This is a genomic window from Granulicatella sp. (assembly GCF_057274575.1).
The window spans coordinates 1-16,894 of the sequence record NZ_DBHISP010000020.1; the positions used below are offsets into that span (position 1 = coordinate 1).

Annotated in this window: 7 protein-coding genes and 1 pseudogene; 7 read left to right on the plus strand and 1 reads right to left on the minus strand. The window is 36.1% G+C overall.

Features of this window, described 5'->3' with window-relative positions; translation table 11 throughout:
* Positions 1 to 456: 456 nt before the first annotated feature.
* Together ACO5V7_RS08080 and ACO5V7_RS08085 are read left to right on the plus strand one after the other, a co-directional pair.
* Positions 457 to 5,835, plus strand: a complete 5,379-nt coding sequence (locus ACO5V7_RS08080) for an SHIRT domain-containing protein (RefSeq protein WP_485485769.1) — start codon at positions 457 to 459, stop codon at positions 5,833 to 5,835.
* A 118-nt stretch (positions 5,836 to 5,953) separates the two neighbouring features.
* Positions 5,954 to 8,170 (plus strand): SHIRT domain-containing protein, encoded by a 2,217-nt coding sequence (locus ACO5V7_RS08085; protein ID WP_485485770.1) that lies wholly within the window; start codon positions 5,954 to 5,956, stop codon positions 8,168 to 8,170.
* Positions 8,171 to 8,393: 223 nt separating this feature from the next.
* Here the strand turns inward: ACO5V7_RS08085 and ACO5V7_RS08090 are convergent.
* Positions 8,394 to 8,827: pseudogene (locus ACO5V7_RS08090) on the minus strand (transposase); the annotation flags it as partial.
* A gap of 504 nt (positions 8,828 to 9,331) precedes the next feature.
* On the opposite strand from ACO5V7_RS08090, the gene priA reads away from it, so the two are divergent.
* Genes priA through pknB form a run of 5 tightly spaced genes read left to right on the plus strand, consistent with a single transcriptional unit; the run spans position 9,332 to position 16,747 of the window.
* Positions 9,332 to 11,737: a primosomal protein N' gene (gene priA, locus ACO5V7_RS08095; protein WP_485485771.1), complete on the plus strand. Its 2,406-nt coding sequence runs from the start codon at positions 9,332 to 9,334 to the stop codon at positions 11,735 to 11,737.
* A gap of 9 nt (positions 11,738 to 11,746) precedes the next feature.
* Positions 11,747 to 12,703 (plus strand): methionyl-tRNA formyltransferase, encoded by a 957-nt coding sequence (gene fmt / locus ACO5V7_RS08100; RefSeq protein WP_485485772.1) that lies wholly within the window; start codon positions 11,747 to 11,749, stop codon positions 12,701 to 12,703.
* Positions 12,696 to 14,018, plus strand: coding sequence for a 16S rRNA (cytosine(967)-C(5))-methyltransferase RsmB (gene rsmB / locus ACO5V7_RS08105; RefSeq protein ID WP_485485773.1), 1,323 nt, complete (start codon positions 12,696 to 12,698; stop codon positions 14,016 to 14,018). The genes fmt and rsmB overlap by 8 nt, the downstream gene beginning before the upstream one ends.
* Positions 14,019 to 14,039: 21 nt before the next feature.
* On the plus strand, positions 14,040 to 14,786 hold the full coding sequence (locus tag ACO5V7_RS08110; RefSeq protein WP_485485774.1) for a Stp1/IreP family PP2C-type Ser/Thr phosphatase: 747 nt from the start codon (positions 14,040 to 14,042) through the stop codon (positions 14,784 to 14,786).
* Positions 14,786 to 16,747 carry a Stk1 family PASTA domain-containing Ser/Thr kinase gene (gene pknB / locus ACO5V7_RS08115; RefSeq protein ID WP_485485775.1) on the plus strand — a complete coding sequence of 654 codons (1,962 nt, stop codon included), beginning with the start codon at positions 14,786 to 14,788 and terminating at the stop codon, positions 16,745 to 16,747. The genes ACO5V7_RS08110 and pknB overlap by 1 nt, the downstream gene beginning before the upstream one ends.
* The last annotated feature ends 147 nt before the right edge of the window (positions 16,748 to 16,894 follow it).

Consider the following 16,894-nt stretch of genomic DNA (forward strand, 5'->3'; position numbering starts at 1 on the left):
CTCTTTGTCAAATAGTGTTGATGAAGAATTTTAGGAAGGAATTAAGCAACTAATTGTTGCTTAATTCCTTTTTGTATTATATCAAATAATTTTGTTATTGAAGCCCTCCATTCTCCCCTAAATTGTGAAGTTTCCTACTTAAAAAATGAAGCCATAACTTCATCTTTTTTTATTGTAATTTAATTGTAGAAAATTAAATCAATTATTACAATGAAAAATGAACCCAACAAAAATTGGCTAATGTCTCCGGTTGAATACCTGAGACATTAGCACCAGGGTATTTTTATTAAAATCTCAGTTTGTTTTGGGGAGGAATCTATCACAAACATATGCCATATTTTTCACATAAAAAACACATTAAAAAGGAGGAGATAGTAAAATATTTTTAAAATCAAACTTTTTTATGGTAATATATTCTATAAGTAATATTATTATCACATACAAGGAGGATATTATATGTTTAATTGTGAAAAAAAGATTAAATATTCGATTCGTAAATTGTCTATTGGAGCAGTTTCGTTAGCAATCGGATTTTCGTTTTTTGTCGCGCCTTTAGGATTAGGTCAAAATGTTCAAGCTGCTGAGGAGGCAGCGGTTGAAAATGTTGTCAAAGACAAATCGGTTTTAGAGAATTATTTACTAGAACTAAAAGCGAAAGATTTTTCTAACAAAACAGAAGAAAGTCTTTCAAAACTAAATGATTTAATAGCTAAAGCTGAATCAGTTTTAGAAAATGCAACATCTCAAAAAGAAATTGATCATGTTTATCAATCACTTGTTGGTTATGTAAATAGTGGTTTACGTACGAAAAAAGTAGAGAAAAAAGAAGTAGTTGAAGAAGACAAAACTGCTCAAGGTAAAAAGACTGTTGGCCAAAAAGCAGAAAATACAGAACCTAGTTCAGAAAGTAATTCTATTTCAAAAACTGGAGAAAATGATCCTCGTAATGGACAATCAATGGGTGAAGGAGAAAAAACATTTGCTCCTACAACAGGACTTGCTGGAAATGTTACGAATGAAACAGAATTACAAGCACAATTAAATGCTAATAATTCAAATATTATTTTATCAAATGATATAACAGTGACTACCCCTATACACGTTCCTGAAAATTATACTGGAACAATTCATGGTAACGGATATAAGTTAACCCTTAATGCGGACGTTATTGGTGGTATGGTTCAAAGTAAAAATGCTAACCTGACACTTGATAGCATTACCTTAGACGGTCAAGGAAAAGGACGCTTAATTCGTGTTGCAGGTGGTAAACTTACTGTTAAAGATTCAACATTTGAAAATGGTGTAAGTTATAATTCTAATACTGGTTATACTGGAGGAGATATCCATGGAGGGGCTATTTATGCATTATCCACAGCTGATGTTGATATCCAAGATTCAGTATTCAAAAATAACTCTGCAGTACCAAGAGTAGGAGCGGGGACTGATTTCACCTCTGCGCATGGTGGTGCTATTTATGCTGCTCATGCTGGAACGATTAAGATTCGTACTACAAAATTTGAAAACAATAAAGTTGTGGGCGTGAACGACACACTTGGAAATGGTGGTGCCGGTGGAGCAATTACTGCAGACTATACTACATCGGTAGAAATTTCAGATTCTACATTTACAGGAAACCATACTGGACATATTAGTGAAGCTGGTAACCAGGGTGGTGCTGTTCGTGTAGATCATACTATCTTCAAATCAACGAATAATACTTATAATGTTGCAAGAACATTTAATACTGGTGGTGCTATTTATGCTCAAGCAGCAACAGTAACTATCGAAGGGGACACCTTTAAGCTAGATGGTCTTGGAGATGGATTCGGTATCAGTGGAGGTGCTATTGTTTCAGCGAACAGTGATACAACTATTAATAATTCAACCTTTACAGGAACTGGAGATTCAAAAGTCATCCATTCAGGTGGTTTAATTGACGTTGTTGGTTCTGGAACGTTTAACTTGAAGAATTCTACACTAACAGGTACTGGTTCTTGGTGGAATGGCCCAGCTATGGCTACTTTTGGTGGGGGAGTTGCTTTTGAAACAGATAGTACAGTAACTGCTTTAATCGAAAATACAACGATTAGCAATATTGCTTCTGATGAACATGGTGGTGCCATTGCAGTTGGAACAAGAGTTGGTGATAATACAGGTGTTAATTTAACATTAAGAAATATTACGATTAACAATGCAAGAACCCGTTATGCTTGGAAAACTACTCATGGTGGAGCTATCGGTATTGGTAAAGGAAGTAATGTAACCATTGAAGGAGGAACTATTTCTGGTGGATTCTCCGTAATTGGTGGGGGAATTTATAATGAAGGGAACTTAACATTAACTGATGGTGCTAAATTGTCTGGAAATACTGCTTATAAATATGGTGGTGGTATTTATAACAATGGTACTCTTACAGTTGATGAAGCTACATTACAAGGAAACTTTAAGACTCCTGGAGTAGATGGAAAAGATGAAAATCCAGGAAAAACGAATGAATATGCTGGGGGTAATATTTACGCTAAGAAAGATGTAACGATTACACCTAAAGCAACTATTGATGAAGGCGATATTCGTGTTCTTGATCAAGAATCAGCTATTGTTTTAACAGGTGCCCTAACGCAAAATCTTAATGTAAGTATTAGTGAAGCAGCTGGAGGAGATAACAACGAAACGCCTGTTCGCCGCGTAGGATATCTTGTAGCTAAAGGTGACGGAACTTATACTCCTACTGCAGAAGATGCTAAAAAACTTCACTATTTAACAAGAGATACAAATGATGCTAGTGCAGTTGGGGTTCATGATGATTTAGGTAAATGGGATAATGTTTTAAATCCAGATGATAATACTGTAGTTTTAGGACAAAGAGTGAAGATCGTTTACCATGCAAATGGTAATGCTGGAGATGCCAAATTTACTTCAACAAATTCCGACACAGTAGAACAAGTAGCAACTATTTACAAGAAAGGATTTGTGCCTCAAGTCATTTCAGAAAAACCAACACGTGATAACTTTAAGTTTGATGGTTGGGAAACAACTCAAGCGGGTGGAACAACCTTTAATGTAGGAACAGCTTTGGGATTAGATGGTTCAGAAATCACAAATTTAATCAACCCTAGCACAGTTCATGCATATGCGAAATGGTTAGCTGCATATAAAGCCAATTATAAATTTGTAGCCGATGCATCTACACCAGCAGGGGTAACATTCCCTCAAACGGCTATAGACGCTTTCAAACCAGTTGATACAGATACTTATTTATCTGGGGAAAATGCGACTCCAAAACAACCAACGCAAACAAATTATGTTGATGCAAATAATGATGGTACTTGGACATTCCAAAGTTATGATGCAGCAACAAAACAAGTGAATAATGCAAATGTAGAATTTGTTGGTACATGGAAATTCACTCCAAATGAACATCATGTAACTTATGAATTTGAAAGTGATACACCAGGTAAAGCATTGCCTGCGGCAGTGAATGCATTCTTACCAAACGATGCAGCGACATATACAAATAACCAAACAGTTACAGCATTAGCACCTACTCAAGTGACATATGTTGATAATGATTTAGATGGCGTATGGACATTCCAAGGGTACGATGCACCTACTAAGACAGTAAATAAAGGTGATGTGAAATTTGTAGGCAAATGGACATTCAAAGCGAATGAATACAATGTTTCATATGAATTCCAAAGTGATACAGCAGGTAAAACATTACCAGCAGGGGTAACTAATTTATTACCAACAGATCCAGCTAAATATATTACAAATGATTCAGTAACAGCGGTAAATCCAAACCCAACAACTGTTGATGACGCAGATTTAGATGGCGTATGGACGTTCCAAGGGTATGATGCAGCAACTAAGACTGTAAATAAAGCTGATGTGAAATTCGTTGGTAAATGGACATTCAAAGCAAATGAATATAAAGCAACCTATGAATTCCAAAGTGATACACCTGGTAAAGCAATCCCAGCAGGAGTCAATGCATTATTACCAACTGATGCTGCAATCTACCATAACGGTGACACTGTAAATCCTATTGCACCAGCGCAAGCAACATTCGATGATGCAGATTTAGATGGCGTATGGACATTCCAAGGGTACGATGCACCTACTAAGACAGTAAATAAAGGTGATGTGAAATTTGTAGGTAAATGGACATTCAAAGCGAATGAATACAATGTTTCTTATGAATTCCAAAGTGATACAGCAGGCAAAGCCTTACCAGCAGGGGTAACGAATTTATTACCAACAGATCCAGCTAAATACATTACTAATGATACTGTAACTGCGGTAAATCCAAACCCAACAACTGTTGACGACGCAGATTTAGATGGCGTATGGACGTTCCAAGGCTATGATGCAGCAACTAAGACTGTAAATAAAGCTGATGTGAAATTTGTAGGTAAATGGACATTCAAATCAAATGAATATACTGTTTCATATGTTTCTCAAAGTGAAACTCCAGGAAAAGCAATTCCAGCAGGTGTAGATGCATTGTTGCCAACAGATCCAGCTAAATACATTATGAATGATACAGTAACAGCATTAGCACCAGCACAAACAACATTTGCTGATGCGGATTTAGATGGTGTTTGGACATTTGAAGGATATGATGCAAATACTAAAGTTGTAGGTAAGGATAATGTTACATTTACAGCAAAATGGTCTTTCAAATCTAATGAGCATAATGCAACTTATGCATTTGAAAGTGATACAGCAGGTAAAGCATTACCAGCAGGGTTAAATGCACTCTTACCAACAGATCCTACTAAATACATTATGAATGATACTGTTACAGCATTAGCGCCAGCACAAACAACATTTGCTGATGATGTATTAGATGGTGTTTGGACATTCCAAGGATATGATGCAGATACTAAAGTTGTAGGAAAAGAAGATGTGAAATTTGTAGGGAAATGGACATTCAAGTCAAATGAATACACAGTTTCATATAAATCACAAAGCGATACAGCTGGAAAAAATATTCCTGCAGGTTTAGAAGCGCTCTTACCAACAGATCCAGCTAAGTACATTATGAATGATACTGTAATTGCAAAAGCTCCAAGTAAAACAACTTATGCAGACGATGTATTAGATGGTGTTTGGACATTCCAAGGATATGATGCAGATACTAAAGTTGTAGGTAAGGAAAATGTAACGTTTATTGCAAAATGGACATTCAAATCAAATGAGTATACAGTCTCATATGAATCTAAGAGTGAAACACCTGGTAAAGAAGTACCAGAAGCGTTGAAAGGATTATTACCAACAGATCCAGCTAAGTACATTATGAATGATACTGTAACTGCAAAAGCTCCAAGTAAAACAACTTATGCAGATGATGTATTAGATGGGGTATGGACGTTTGAAGGCTATGATTCTGCAACAAAATTGGTAGGAAAAGAAAATGTAAAATTCTTTGCTAAATGGTCATTTGTCGCAAATAAATACAAAGCAACATATGAGTTTGTGAGTGGAACTGACGGAAAAGTATTACCTTCTTCAGTGTTAGCAAACTTACCAGAAGATGTAACTGAATATATTAATGGCCAAACAGTAACAGCTATTAAGCCAGCAACTCTTACAGTACAAGATCCAGAAAATAATGGAACATGGACATTTGTAGGATATACTGAAGATAGCAAAGTGATTAATAAAGAGGGCGTTAAATTTGTGGGAACTTGGACATTTAAAGAAAATGATCCAGAATTACCAAATACAGGTACTGCTTCTGAATTAGGTGCTTTAAGCGCGACAATCGGTGCAATCTTTGCAGGATTTGGCGTTTCTATCCTTAGAAAAAAAGATTCAAAGGATAAAGCATAATTTATAAGTAGAATTGTAATGATCTTTGAAGAAAGAGGAATCTTTCTTCAAAGATTATTGTGTAAATAAACTATTTTATGTTTTGAAGAAATAGAAATCAAAAATAGGAGAGAAATATATGAAAAAACAAAACAATGTTGGGAAACACAATACTTATGGAATTCGCAAGTTAAAAGTAGGCGTTGGTTCTGTATTGATTGCGAGTGCTTTCTTTCTAACTGGTACTCTTATCTCAGCCGATGAGGTAACTACGACACAAGAAAACGCCACTACGGTGACACAGGTAGTACCGACTCATCAAACTGAATCTGCTACAACGTCTGCAACTACGACAGAAGAGGCTACTACTTTAGATCATTTGTTCGAAAGTGGAGCTGCTGGAGAAAATGCAGGAGATGTTAACGAATTAATTAAAAATGCAACATTTACAAATGATCCAGCAAACTTTAACGGAACAGTGACCTTTGTAACAAACCATGGAAATACAGATGTTAAATTTACAAATGGTACGGAATCATTGAACCATACTGATGTTGATGGAAATGCAGCCAATACTGGTGATTCTGGTCACGGAATGTCTAAAGCATATTTTATCGGGTTTTCTAATGTTCCTAATTTCCGTAATAATCCAGGAGAAAAACTAGTTTACAGTTATGAAGCGATTCAAAACTTATTCCCTGAAGGATTAAAAGGTGGAGAAAAAGTATATGCTAAGTATTTAACAGCCACTGAAGCAATGTATTATTCTGGAAAAATGACTGGTAAAATTACGGTTAATAAGGAAAAAACAGCTGCTGAAATGTCATACAATGAATTGAATGTCAAAAAAGAAGTAGAAAATAATGAAGCAACTTATTATGCCGATGATGCGGTAAAAGCTCAAAATAATCTGAATGTTGAAGGTACTTTTGAGATGGACCCATTTGCGACAGCAGTTCTTCGCTATAGTCCAAGTCACTACTTCCAACCAGGTACTGCTGAGTTTTATCCAACTACAAATCCAGATGAGTATAATGATCCGACAAACAAAAACTATACTTATGTTGATTTGCATGTGAAATTAGATAGTAGAATTAAATTAGCAAAGATGTTAGATCTTACATTTAGTTCATATACATTCCAACCACATATGATTCTTGATAAGAACAATCAAAAGATTGCGGCTACTTTTGAAACAAATAATACTAGTCCGGATTCAAGAATCACATTTGATACAACTCCACTGAATGGAGAAACTGAATTTACAATTCGTACTCGCATTCGTCGTTTAGAAAATATGCAAGAAAATGTTGATTTAGCTACAGCTTCGCAACCGATGAAATTAACATCAAATAAGAAAGATAATTTCACAATTGATCGTAATACAGTATTTAGTATTGCTAAAGGAGAAGAGGATACTGTTACTGCTGATGGATCAATCGACGGTTCAGCTAAGTTATACAATATGAATTTATTTGGATTTAACATTGGTGGAATTTCTGCAATTCCTAAAACAACTTCTCCAACTGTTACTTATAATTTTGCTTTCAATAAAGTGACATTTAATCGCAATTCTGCAGCTTTTGAAAATGGAGTAGAACAAACAGTTGGAACAGTTAATGTTGTTCATAATAAATCGATTTCTTCTGATGAATTGAATACAAATACTCAACCAGATGCGAATACCATTGGGGATTCAATGCCTGTAACTCCATCAAATGTAATTGTGAATGGAAAAGAGTATAAATTTAAAGAGTGGAATACTCAAGCAGACGGTCAAGGACAAGCATTTTCAGATAGCACTATTGTTTCAGAAGATATGACAGTATATGGCATTTGGGAAGAAGTAGTTTATCATGTAACCTATAGATTCGAAAGTACAACTGCTGGCAAATCATTACCGCAAGCTGTTACGGACTTACTTCCTACAGATAATGCACAGTACAATAATAATGATCAAATAACGCCTTTGGCTCCAGCAAAATCTGTAGTAGAAGATGCAAATGGGCAATGGAAATTCTTGGGATACATTCCTGCTTCAGCAACTATCCAAGGCGCTGATGTTGAGTTTGTTGGTCAATGGACTTATGAAGAAAAAGTAGCTCCAACACCAACACCGGATCCAACGCCAACACCGAATCCAACACCAACACCGGATCCAACACCAACACCGGATCCAACACCAACACCGAATCCAACGCCTGAAACTGAAAAGAATCCAACTACTGTAGAAGAAAGTAAGAAAGAGGAATTACCAAATACTGGTACTGCTTCTTCTTTAGCGGGTGCTGGGTTAGCATTACTATTATCAGGAACTGCCTTATTAAGAAAAAAGAAAAATAATTCTGAAATTTAATTGAAAGGCTCTTTGTCAAATAGTATTGATGAAGAATTTTAGGAAGGAATTAAGCAACAATTAGTTGCTTAATTCCTTTTTGTATTGGAAAAACCACTTTTGTTATTAAAATAATGAGGTTTCTAATATGGTAATAGTTTCTAAATCCGTAGGTATTTCTTTTGAGTGCTTTTATTATTTGGCTCTTTGTCAAATAGTGTTGATGAAGAAATTTAGGAAGGGATTAAGAAACTAATTGTTGCTTAATTCCTTTTTGTTTTTGGCCAAACATTTTCGTTAATAAAATAATCCTGTTTCTAAAATGGTAATAGTTTCTAAAGCCGTAAGTATTTCTTTTAAGTACTTTTATTTTATTGTTTATTCCTTCGATAGGGCCATTTGTTCTAGTTGGATTCTCACAAGTATTTTGAATATATAGCAGGAAAGATATAATCTACAATTTCTGTAGTTGTTATATAGCTTTCCAAAAGCTTATAACGATTATATATATATCTTCAATCCATCAGACTTCATTAAAAATTATTTCCAATTATGTTTTAACTTGCGATATAATTTAAGGACTTTATATCGATTTGGATTCATCACAAGTACTTAGTTTATTTTGCTGTTTCAGGCTTGTATAATATGGAAAGGAGGAATAATAATTTTTGCATTTGGAAGATTTAACGGATTTAAATCTATCAAAACGCAGAGGGGCAGTTAATTATTGTAATGGTTTAACAATGGATAAGCTTGCTATATCAACAAGGATACGCCTAACAGTATGAAATGAAACCCTTGTTTACGTAGATTTAAGTAGGCGGCAGGACTGAAAGAGAATAAAGATTAATCTGAGAAGTTTTTGTCCTATTTTTAAAAATAGTATTATTCGGCTACACATGCCCACAAACAGCACAAAATTCTGATTTACTCGTATATATAGCTGAATAATAAAGATTTTCTCTTTTAAATAGCTTCCTTTTATTCTGCAATTCCAATCATTTTTTTGCATAATCCTCTGCCCCTCTTATAGTTAAGCGTCTAATTTAATTTTCATTTACTGAGGCAGTATCGAAAGTCATTGACGTTTTATCTTTGTATAATAGAAGTGCAGCGTAAGCGATAACAAAATAAAGTTCATTATGGTATAATGAATAGTAAAACAATTTTGGAGGTGAGAAGATGTATGCAAAAGTAATCGTTGATGTACCAGTCATTCAAGTAAATCGTCCTTTTGATTATCATGTTCCTGAAATATTACAAGAGAGCATTGAAGTTGGAATGCGTGTTGCCGTTCCGTTTGGAGGTCGTAGTATTTCTGGATTTGTTTTGGCGCTTAGTGATGAAGTAGATTTCGACGGTGAAGTAAAAGATATTTTGCATTTAATGGATTTAGATCCCGTCTTGTCACCTGAAATGATTCAACTAGGAGCGTATTTGTCAAAAAAAGTTCACGCGTTCTTAATTCAATGTTACCAAACAATGCTTCCAGCGATGTTGAAATCTAATTATGAAAAACGATTTGTGTTAGTTAATCCAAAAGAGAATGAAGATGTATTTCGAGAAGTTTTCCATTATGAAAATACATTGCTTTATACCGATGACCTGCCACAGGATCATTTAAAACAATTGATGAAGTTGAAAAAAGAAGGCGCAGTGGTCATCGAGACACTTGTCAAAGACCGTGCCAAGGTAAAAACGGAAGACTGGATTCGGTTGAACTACGTGATGCAAGAGTATGAGGAGTTTATTCCTACGCTTTCTGCGCGTGCGAAAAAGAAAATATCACTCTTAAAGACACTCGCTTCCATGGAAAGAATGGAGATTCAGAAGAAAAGATTCTTAGAAGATACACATTTTACAACGGCTGATTTAAAATTTGCAGTAGATCATAATTGGATTACGATAGCTCAAAAAGAAGTAAGTCGAGATCCGTATAAAGGAAGAGTCTTTAAGAAGAGTGTTCCATTTCAATTAAATGAGGAACAGCAACTGGCATTTGATAGAGTAAAAGAAGAATCTATCGATCCACATAACTCAAAAGTATACTTATTAGAAGGCGTTACTGGTTCGGGGAAAACGGAGGTTTATTTGCAATGGATTAGTGAAGTCATTAAAAAAGGGCAAAGTGCAATGATGCTTGTTCCCGAAATTGCTCTAACTCCTCAGATGGTTGAACGATTTAAGTCTCGCTTTGGAGACCGTGTAGCGGTGCTTCATAGTGGGTTAAGTGTCGGAGAAAAATACGATGAATGGCGTAAGATTAAGAATAAGGAAGCAGACATTGTTGTAGGTGCTCGTTCTTCTATTTTTGCTCCATTAGAAAACATTGGCATTATTATTTTAGATGAGGAACATGAAACCTCTTATAAACAAGATGAATCTCCTAGATATCACGCAAGAGACATCGCGATTTGGAGGGGGGAATTCCATCACTGTCCTGTAGTGTTAGGGAGTGCAACTCCTAGCTTAGAATCAAGAGCTCGAGCGCAAAAGGGAGTCTATACTCTTTTGAAACTAACCAAAAGAGCTAAGGAACAAATTCTTCCAGAAGTGCATTTAATTGATATGAGAAATGAATTTATTCAGCAGAAAGGTTCGTTTTCTCAAACCTTATTAAAAGCAATCGAAAATCGGTTGGAAAAGAAAGAACAAACTGTCTTTCTGTTAAATCGAAGGGGATATTCCTCTTTTGTATTATGCAGGGATTGCGGTTATGTTTTAGAATGTCCAAACTGCGATATTTCGTTAACGCTTCATATGGATACGAGAAGTATGAAATGTCACTATTGTGGTCATGAAGAACATATTCCTAATTTCTGTCCAAAATGTCAAAGTAGACAGATTCGTTATTTTGGAACAGGAACTCAAAAGGTACAAGAAGAATTGCAAGAAGTGTTCCCAGATGCTCGCATTGTGCGAATGGACGTGGATACGACAAGACGTAAAGGGCAACATGAAGCAATCCTGAAACAGTTTGAAAATCAAGAAGCCGATATTTTAATTGGAACTCAGATGATTGCGAAAGGTCTCGATTTTCCAAACGTAACGCTCGTTGGAGTGATTAATGCGGATACGGCATTGAATATTCCTGATTTTAGAAGTTCGGAAAAAACATTCCAACTCCTCACGCAAGTCTCAGGACGTGCAGGACGTGGGGATAAACCGGGTGAAGTTTTTATCCAAACCTATAATCCAACGCATTACGCTATTCAGCTAGCTCAAGGACATCAATATGAACGATTCTTCGAAACAGAAATGCGAATGCGTCATATGGCCAACTATCCGCCGTACTTCTTTACAACTATGATTACATTTTCTAGTGAAGAAGAAGGAGTGGCATTGAAGAAAGCCATCGAAGTTCATAAGGAGTTGAAGGCGAATGTGTCGCCAAAAGCAGTTGTACTAGGGCCGTCAGCGAAGTCAATTGCACGTATGAACAATCGTTATTATTTTCAAATTATTGTGAAATACAAAAACGAACCGCAACTGCAAGAGTTTTTGGAGCAATTGATGATGGAAACGCAAGAGATAGGTTCGAAGAAAATACTCATGACAATTGATATGGAACCACAACATTTCTTATAGAGGTGAAAAATGAAGAAAGTTATTTTTATGGGAACTCCTGAGTTTTCAACAGGTGTTTTAAAACGATTAATTGATGATGAAACAATTGAAGTGATTGCTGTTGTGACGCAACCAGACCGTGCAGTTGGGCGTAAGAAAATCATTACTCCGACTCCTGTGAAGGTAGTTGCATTAGACCATGATATTCCTGTCTACCAACCAGAAAAATTAAGTGGTTCGCAGGAGTTGGAAGCATTAATGCAACTAGATGCAGATTTGATTGTGACAGCTGCGTACGGTCAATTTTTGCCAACGAAGTTTTTAGAATTTCCTCGCTTTGGTGCGGTGAATGTTCATGCATCACTACTCCCGAAATATCGTGGTGGAGCGCCCATTCATTATGCGATTATGAACGGTGATAAAGAAACTGGCGTAACGATTATGCGTATGGTTGCCAAGATGGATGCCGGTGCGATTATTTCGCAACGTGCGATTTCGATTACTGGTGAAGATGATGTTGCTAGTATGTTTGAAAAATTAAGCGTCGTTGGAGCAGACTTACTAATCGAAACATTACCAGCGTTATTTGCTGGCGCGATTATGGAAGTAGAACAAGACGAAGCACTTGTATCGTTCTCTCCAAATATTTCAAGAGAGCAAGAGCAAATTAACTGGAATAAAACAGCGACTGAAGTAGATTGCTTCGTTCGAGGGTTGCGTCCATGGCCAACATCATTTACGGTTTTAAATGGGAATCGTGTGAAGATGTGGGGAGTTGCTTTAACGGATAAACAAACCGCTAAAGTGCCTGGAAGCTTGTTTGTAGATGGCGGACGTCTATATGTGGCTTGCGGTGGTGGAACAGTACTTGAAATAACACGTCTTCAACCGGCAGGAAAAGCGCAAATGGATGCGAAGGCGTTTATAAATGGATTTGCTGAATGGATGAAGAATGATGCGATTTTTGAGGGATTAAACCATGAGTAATGTACGTGATATTTGCGTAGAATTATTAACAAATGTAGAAAAAAATCAAGCATACTCGACGGTCGCGTTTCAAAATGTGTTGCAAAAACATAAATTGGATGGAAGAGATAGAGGATTATTAACGGAATTATTCTACGGTACGATTCAACGTAAATTGACATTAGACTTCTATTTAAAACCATATATTCAGAAACAAAAGAAAATGGAATTATGGGTTCTCAGTTTACTACGAATGACTGTATACCAAATGGCGTATCTTGACCGTGTTCCAGATCGCGCAGCCATTTATGAAGCAGTACAGATTGCTAAGAAACGCGGCCATCAGGGAATTGCCAAATTTGTTAACGGAGTTCTTAGAAACGTTCAGCGCGTTGGATTCGATAGAGTTTCTTCTATTAAAGATGAACAGGAACGCTTGAGTGTGGAATATAGTATGCCACGCTGGATTGTAGATTTATTATTTGAACAATATGTGGAAGAAGCTAGAGAAATTTTCCCAAGTTTAAATATTGCACCACATTTAAGCGCGCGTGTTCAAAATCCAAATATGTCGATTGAAGAAGTACAAACTCTTCTAAAAGAAGAAGGCGTAACGGTTCAGCCAAGTAAGTTGTCTCCTCGCGCATTTATTGTCGAGGAAGGGGATTTACTGCAATCAAAAGCATTCAAAGAGGGAATCATAACGGTTCAAGATGAGTCTTCCTCATTGGTGGCTCAAGTAGGAGGGTTGCACCCTGGAGATAAAGTGCTCGATACATGTGCTGCTCCTGGAGGGAAAACAACGCATTTTGCTAGCTATTTAGTAGCCAAAGAGGGTGGACTTGTAGAGGCGTTGGATTTGCATGAGAATAAATTGCGCAAGATTCATCAAAACGCCAAACGTCTAGGAGTGGAAGACAGAATTCATACTCATGCACTCGATGCTAGAAAAGCAGGAGAACTGTTTAAAAAAGAAAGTTTTGATGCAGTATTTGTAGATGCACCGTGTTCTGGTTTAGGCTTAATGCGCCGTAAACCGGATATAAAATATACAAAAAATAGTGAAGATTTAACAAAATTACAAATAATACAGTTGGAAATTTTAGCGTCAGTTGCTACAATGGTAAAGAACAGTGGAAAATTGATTTATTCAACTTGCACGATTAATAAAAGTGAGAATGAGGAAGTCGTTCTTAAATTTTTAGCTAATCATCCGGATTTTGAATTACAACCAATAGAAGAGTTTGGGTGTACTAATGAAAATCCGATGCTTACCATATTACCGCATGAATATCATACAGATGGTTTTTTTATTGCAAGAATGGTAAGAAAATAGATTCGCAACAGGAGGGGAAATATGGAGATAGCCATCAAGAGTGACGTCGGGCAAAGACGTACGTTAAACGAAGATGCTGCCGGATATTTTTTGAATACTCAAAACGTGCCAATGATTGTTGTGTGTGACGGAATTGGAGGGCATAATGCTGGGGATGTAGCTAGTGCTATGGCATTATCTCATTTGGGAAAACGTTGGGAAGAAGAAAGTATTACGGATATTGAAGCAGCCTACCAATGGCTCGTAAAAAATATTCAGGCTGAAAATGATCGTGTCTTTCAGAAAGCAAACCAATATCGTGAATTAGATGGGATGGGGACAACAATTGTTGCAGCGGTAATCATTGGAGATGAATTATTAGTAGCAAATGTTGGAGACAGTCGAGCTTATTTATATCGCAATTTTCAAATTAAAAAATTAACTGAAGACCATACACTCGTACAAGAATTGGTGAAATCTGGAGAGATTACTGAAGAGGAAGCAAAAAAACATCCTCAAAGAAATATTGTTACTCAGTCTTTGGGAATAACTTTGAATGTTCAAATTGATTTTGTACGTGTGACTTTAAAAAATGAGGATACGATTTTATTATGTTCAGACGGATTGTCTAACATGCTAGAAGATCAATATATAAAAGAAATATTAGGTAATTATTCTGATGTAAATACACAAGCTCAAAAGGCGGTCTTAGCTGCTAACGAAGCAGGTGGCCGGGATAATATTACCGTGGCGATTGCTAAACACTTGGTGAGAGAGGAGGTAGCATAATGTTTGAATTGGGGAAGACAATCGGAGGTCGGTATAAGATTCAATCTCATGTGGGAACTGGTGGTATGGCCACAGTGTATTTGGCAAGAGATTTAATTTTAGAGCGACCTGTTGCTGTGAAAGTATTACGATTTGATTTTCATTCAAATGAAGCGGCAATGAGACGTTTTCAAAGAGAGGCTCAATCGGCAACTCAATTAGTTCATCCTAATATTGTAGGAGTTTATGATGTAGGAGAAGAAAATGGGACCCATTATATTGTGATGGAATACGTCGAAGGAACCGATTTGAAAGAATATATTCGAGAAAGAGGGCCTCTACCACCAAGAGAAGCAGTGCGTATTATGACACAAATTGTTTCTGCTATAGAGGTGGCTCATCAAAATAGAATTATTCATCGCGATATTAAGCCTCAAAATATTTTGATTGATAAACATGGTGATGTTAAAATTACAGATTTTGGGATTGCGATTGCATTATCGGAGACTTCGCTTACTCAAACAAATACGTTATTAGGATCTGTTCATTATTTATCTCCGGAACAAGCTAGAGGCGGAATGGCTACGATTCGAAGTGATATATATGCTCTTGGAATTGTTCTGTATGAATTGTTAGTTGGTGAGGTTCCATTTGAAGGGGAGTCTGCTGTATCAATTGCCCTAAAACATTTTCAAGAACCACTTCCGCGAATTTCATTAATGTTACCAACAGTTCCTCAAAGCTTGGAAAATGTAGTTCTTAAGGCAACTGCAAAAGAACCTTTGGATCGTTATAATAGTTGTGAAGAGATGCTGGAAGATTTACAAACTTGCTTGAATCCTGAAAGGCTTAATGAACCGATGTTTAAACCAACTACATTGAATCAGGAAACAAAAGTTTTACAACCGATTGCTACAGGAGCCATACCTCGAAAGATCCCAACTTCGAGTAAAGAAGTTCCTGAAATTCAATTTGATGAAGAAAAGAAGCCTATTACTCAAGAACCAAAGAAAAAAAGAAGAAAATGGCCTTGGATTTTACTGCTGCTACTAACCCTTATTGGAGTAACTGCAATTTTTGTTTATATTCAATCTGCACCTAAAGAGATTACTATTCCGGATTTGAGTAAGTACACGGAAGCTGAAGCAAAAGTAAAATTGGCAGATTTGAATTTGGAAATTTCTGATGTTCAAAAAGTTAAATCAGATACCGTGGAAGAAGGAAAAGTGGTTGAAACTAATCCTAAATCCGGAAGTAAGGTTAGAGAAAAATCAAAAGTAGTTTTAAAAGTTAGTGCTGGGAAAGATACGGTGACGATAGGAAACTACGTTGGTAGTACGTTTGAGAAAGCAAAAGATGAACTTCAAAAATTAGGAATTGCTGTAGAAAAGAAAGAAATCTTTTCAGAAACCGTTGAAGCTGGTAAAGTCATCGAACAAAGTGTAGCAAAAGACCAAAAAGTTGTTGCTAAGGAAATAAAGATGGTATTGACTGTTTCTAAAGGAAAAGAACCTGTGAATTTGGTCAACTTAAAAGGGTATACCCGTTCTGGAGTCCAAGAATACGCTAAACAGAATGGATTAAAACTTAAAATTACTGAAGAAAATAGTAATGAAACAGAAGATACGGTTATTAAACAGTCGCCAGCAGAAGGAACTGCTTTAAAGCAAGGAGATACTTTAACGGTTGTTATTTCAAAAGGAAAAGGAAAAAGAGTAGTTAGTCGTAAGTTTACCATTCCTTATGAAGAAAAGCACCAAGCGAATAATGGAAATCATGCTTCAACTCAAGAGAAACAACCAAATACAGTCGAAGTTTTTATTCAGGATGCTAATAATAATATAAATACGGCATATCGATTGTTTAAAATAACGGAGACAACAACCATTAGTATTGATTTTAACTTCAATAGCGAAGTAAATAACGGTAAATATATTATTAAAAAAGATGGTGTAACGATTGATACTGGTGTTGTTCAGTAATAGATTATAAGAGAGACAGAGTCCAGTTTTTTATGACTTAGACTCTGTTTTCTTTTTAATAAAAATATATTAAAAAAAATTATGTCCATTTTAGTTGCAAACCAAAACTGATTATGATAAATTAATATCACTGTTAAGCGAACGTTC

Bases quoted from the DNA above. Each gene is read 5' to 3' on its own strand.
- ACO5V7_RS08080 (WP_485485769.1), top strand. From the start codon at position 457: ATGTTTAATTGTGAAAAAAAGATTAAATATTCGATTCGTAAATTGTCT.
- ACO5V7_RS08085 (WP_485485770.1), top strand. From the start codon at position 5,954: ATGAAAAAACAAAACAATGTTGGGAAACACAATACTTATGGAATTCGC.
- priA (WP_485485771.1), top strand. From the start codon at position 9,332: ATGTATGCAAAAGTAATCGTTGATGTACCAGTCATTCAAGTAAATCGT.
- fmt (WP_485485772.1), top strand. From the start codon at position 11,747: ATGAAGAAAGTTATTTTTATGGGAACTCCTGAGTTTTCAACAGGTGTT.
- rsmB (WP_485485773.1), top strand. From the start codon at position 12,696: ATGAGTAATGTACGTGATATTTGCGTAGAATTATTAACAAATGTAGAA.
- ACO5V7_RS08110 (WP_485485774.1), top strand. From the start codon at position 14,040: ATGGAGATAGCCATCAAGAGTGACGTCGGGCAAAGACGTACGTTAAAC.
- pknB (WP_485485775.1), top strand. From the start codon at position 14,786: ATGTTTGAATTGGGGAAGACAATCGGAGGTCGGTATAAGATTCAATCT.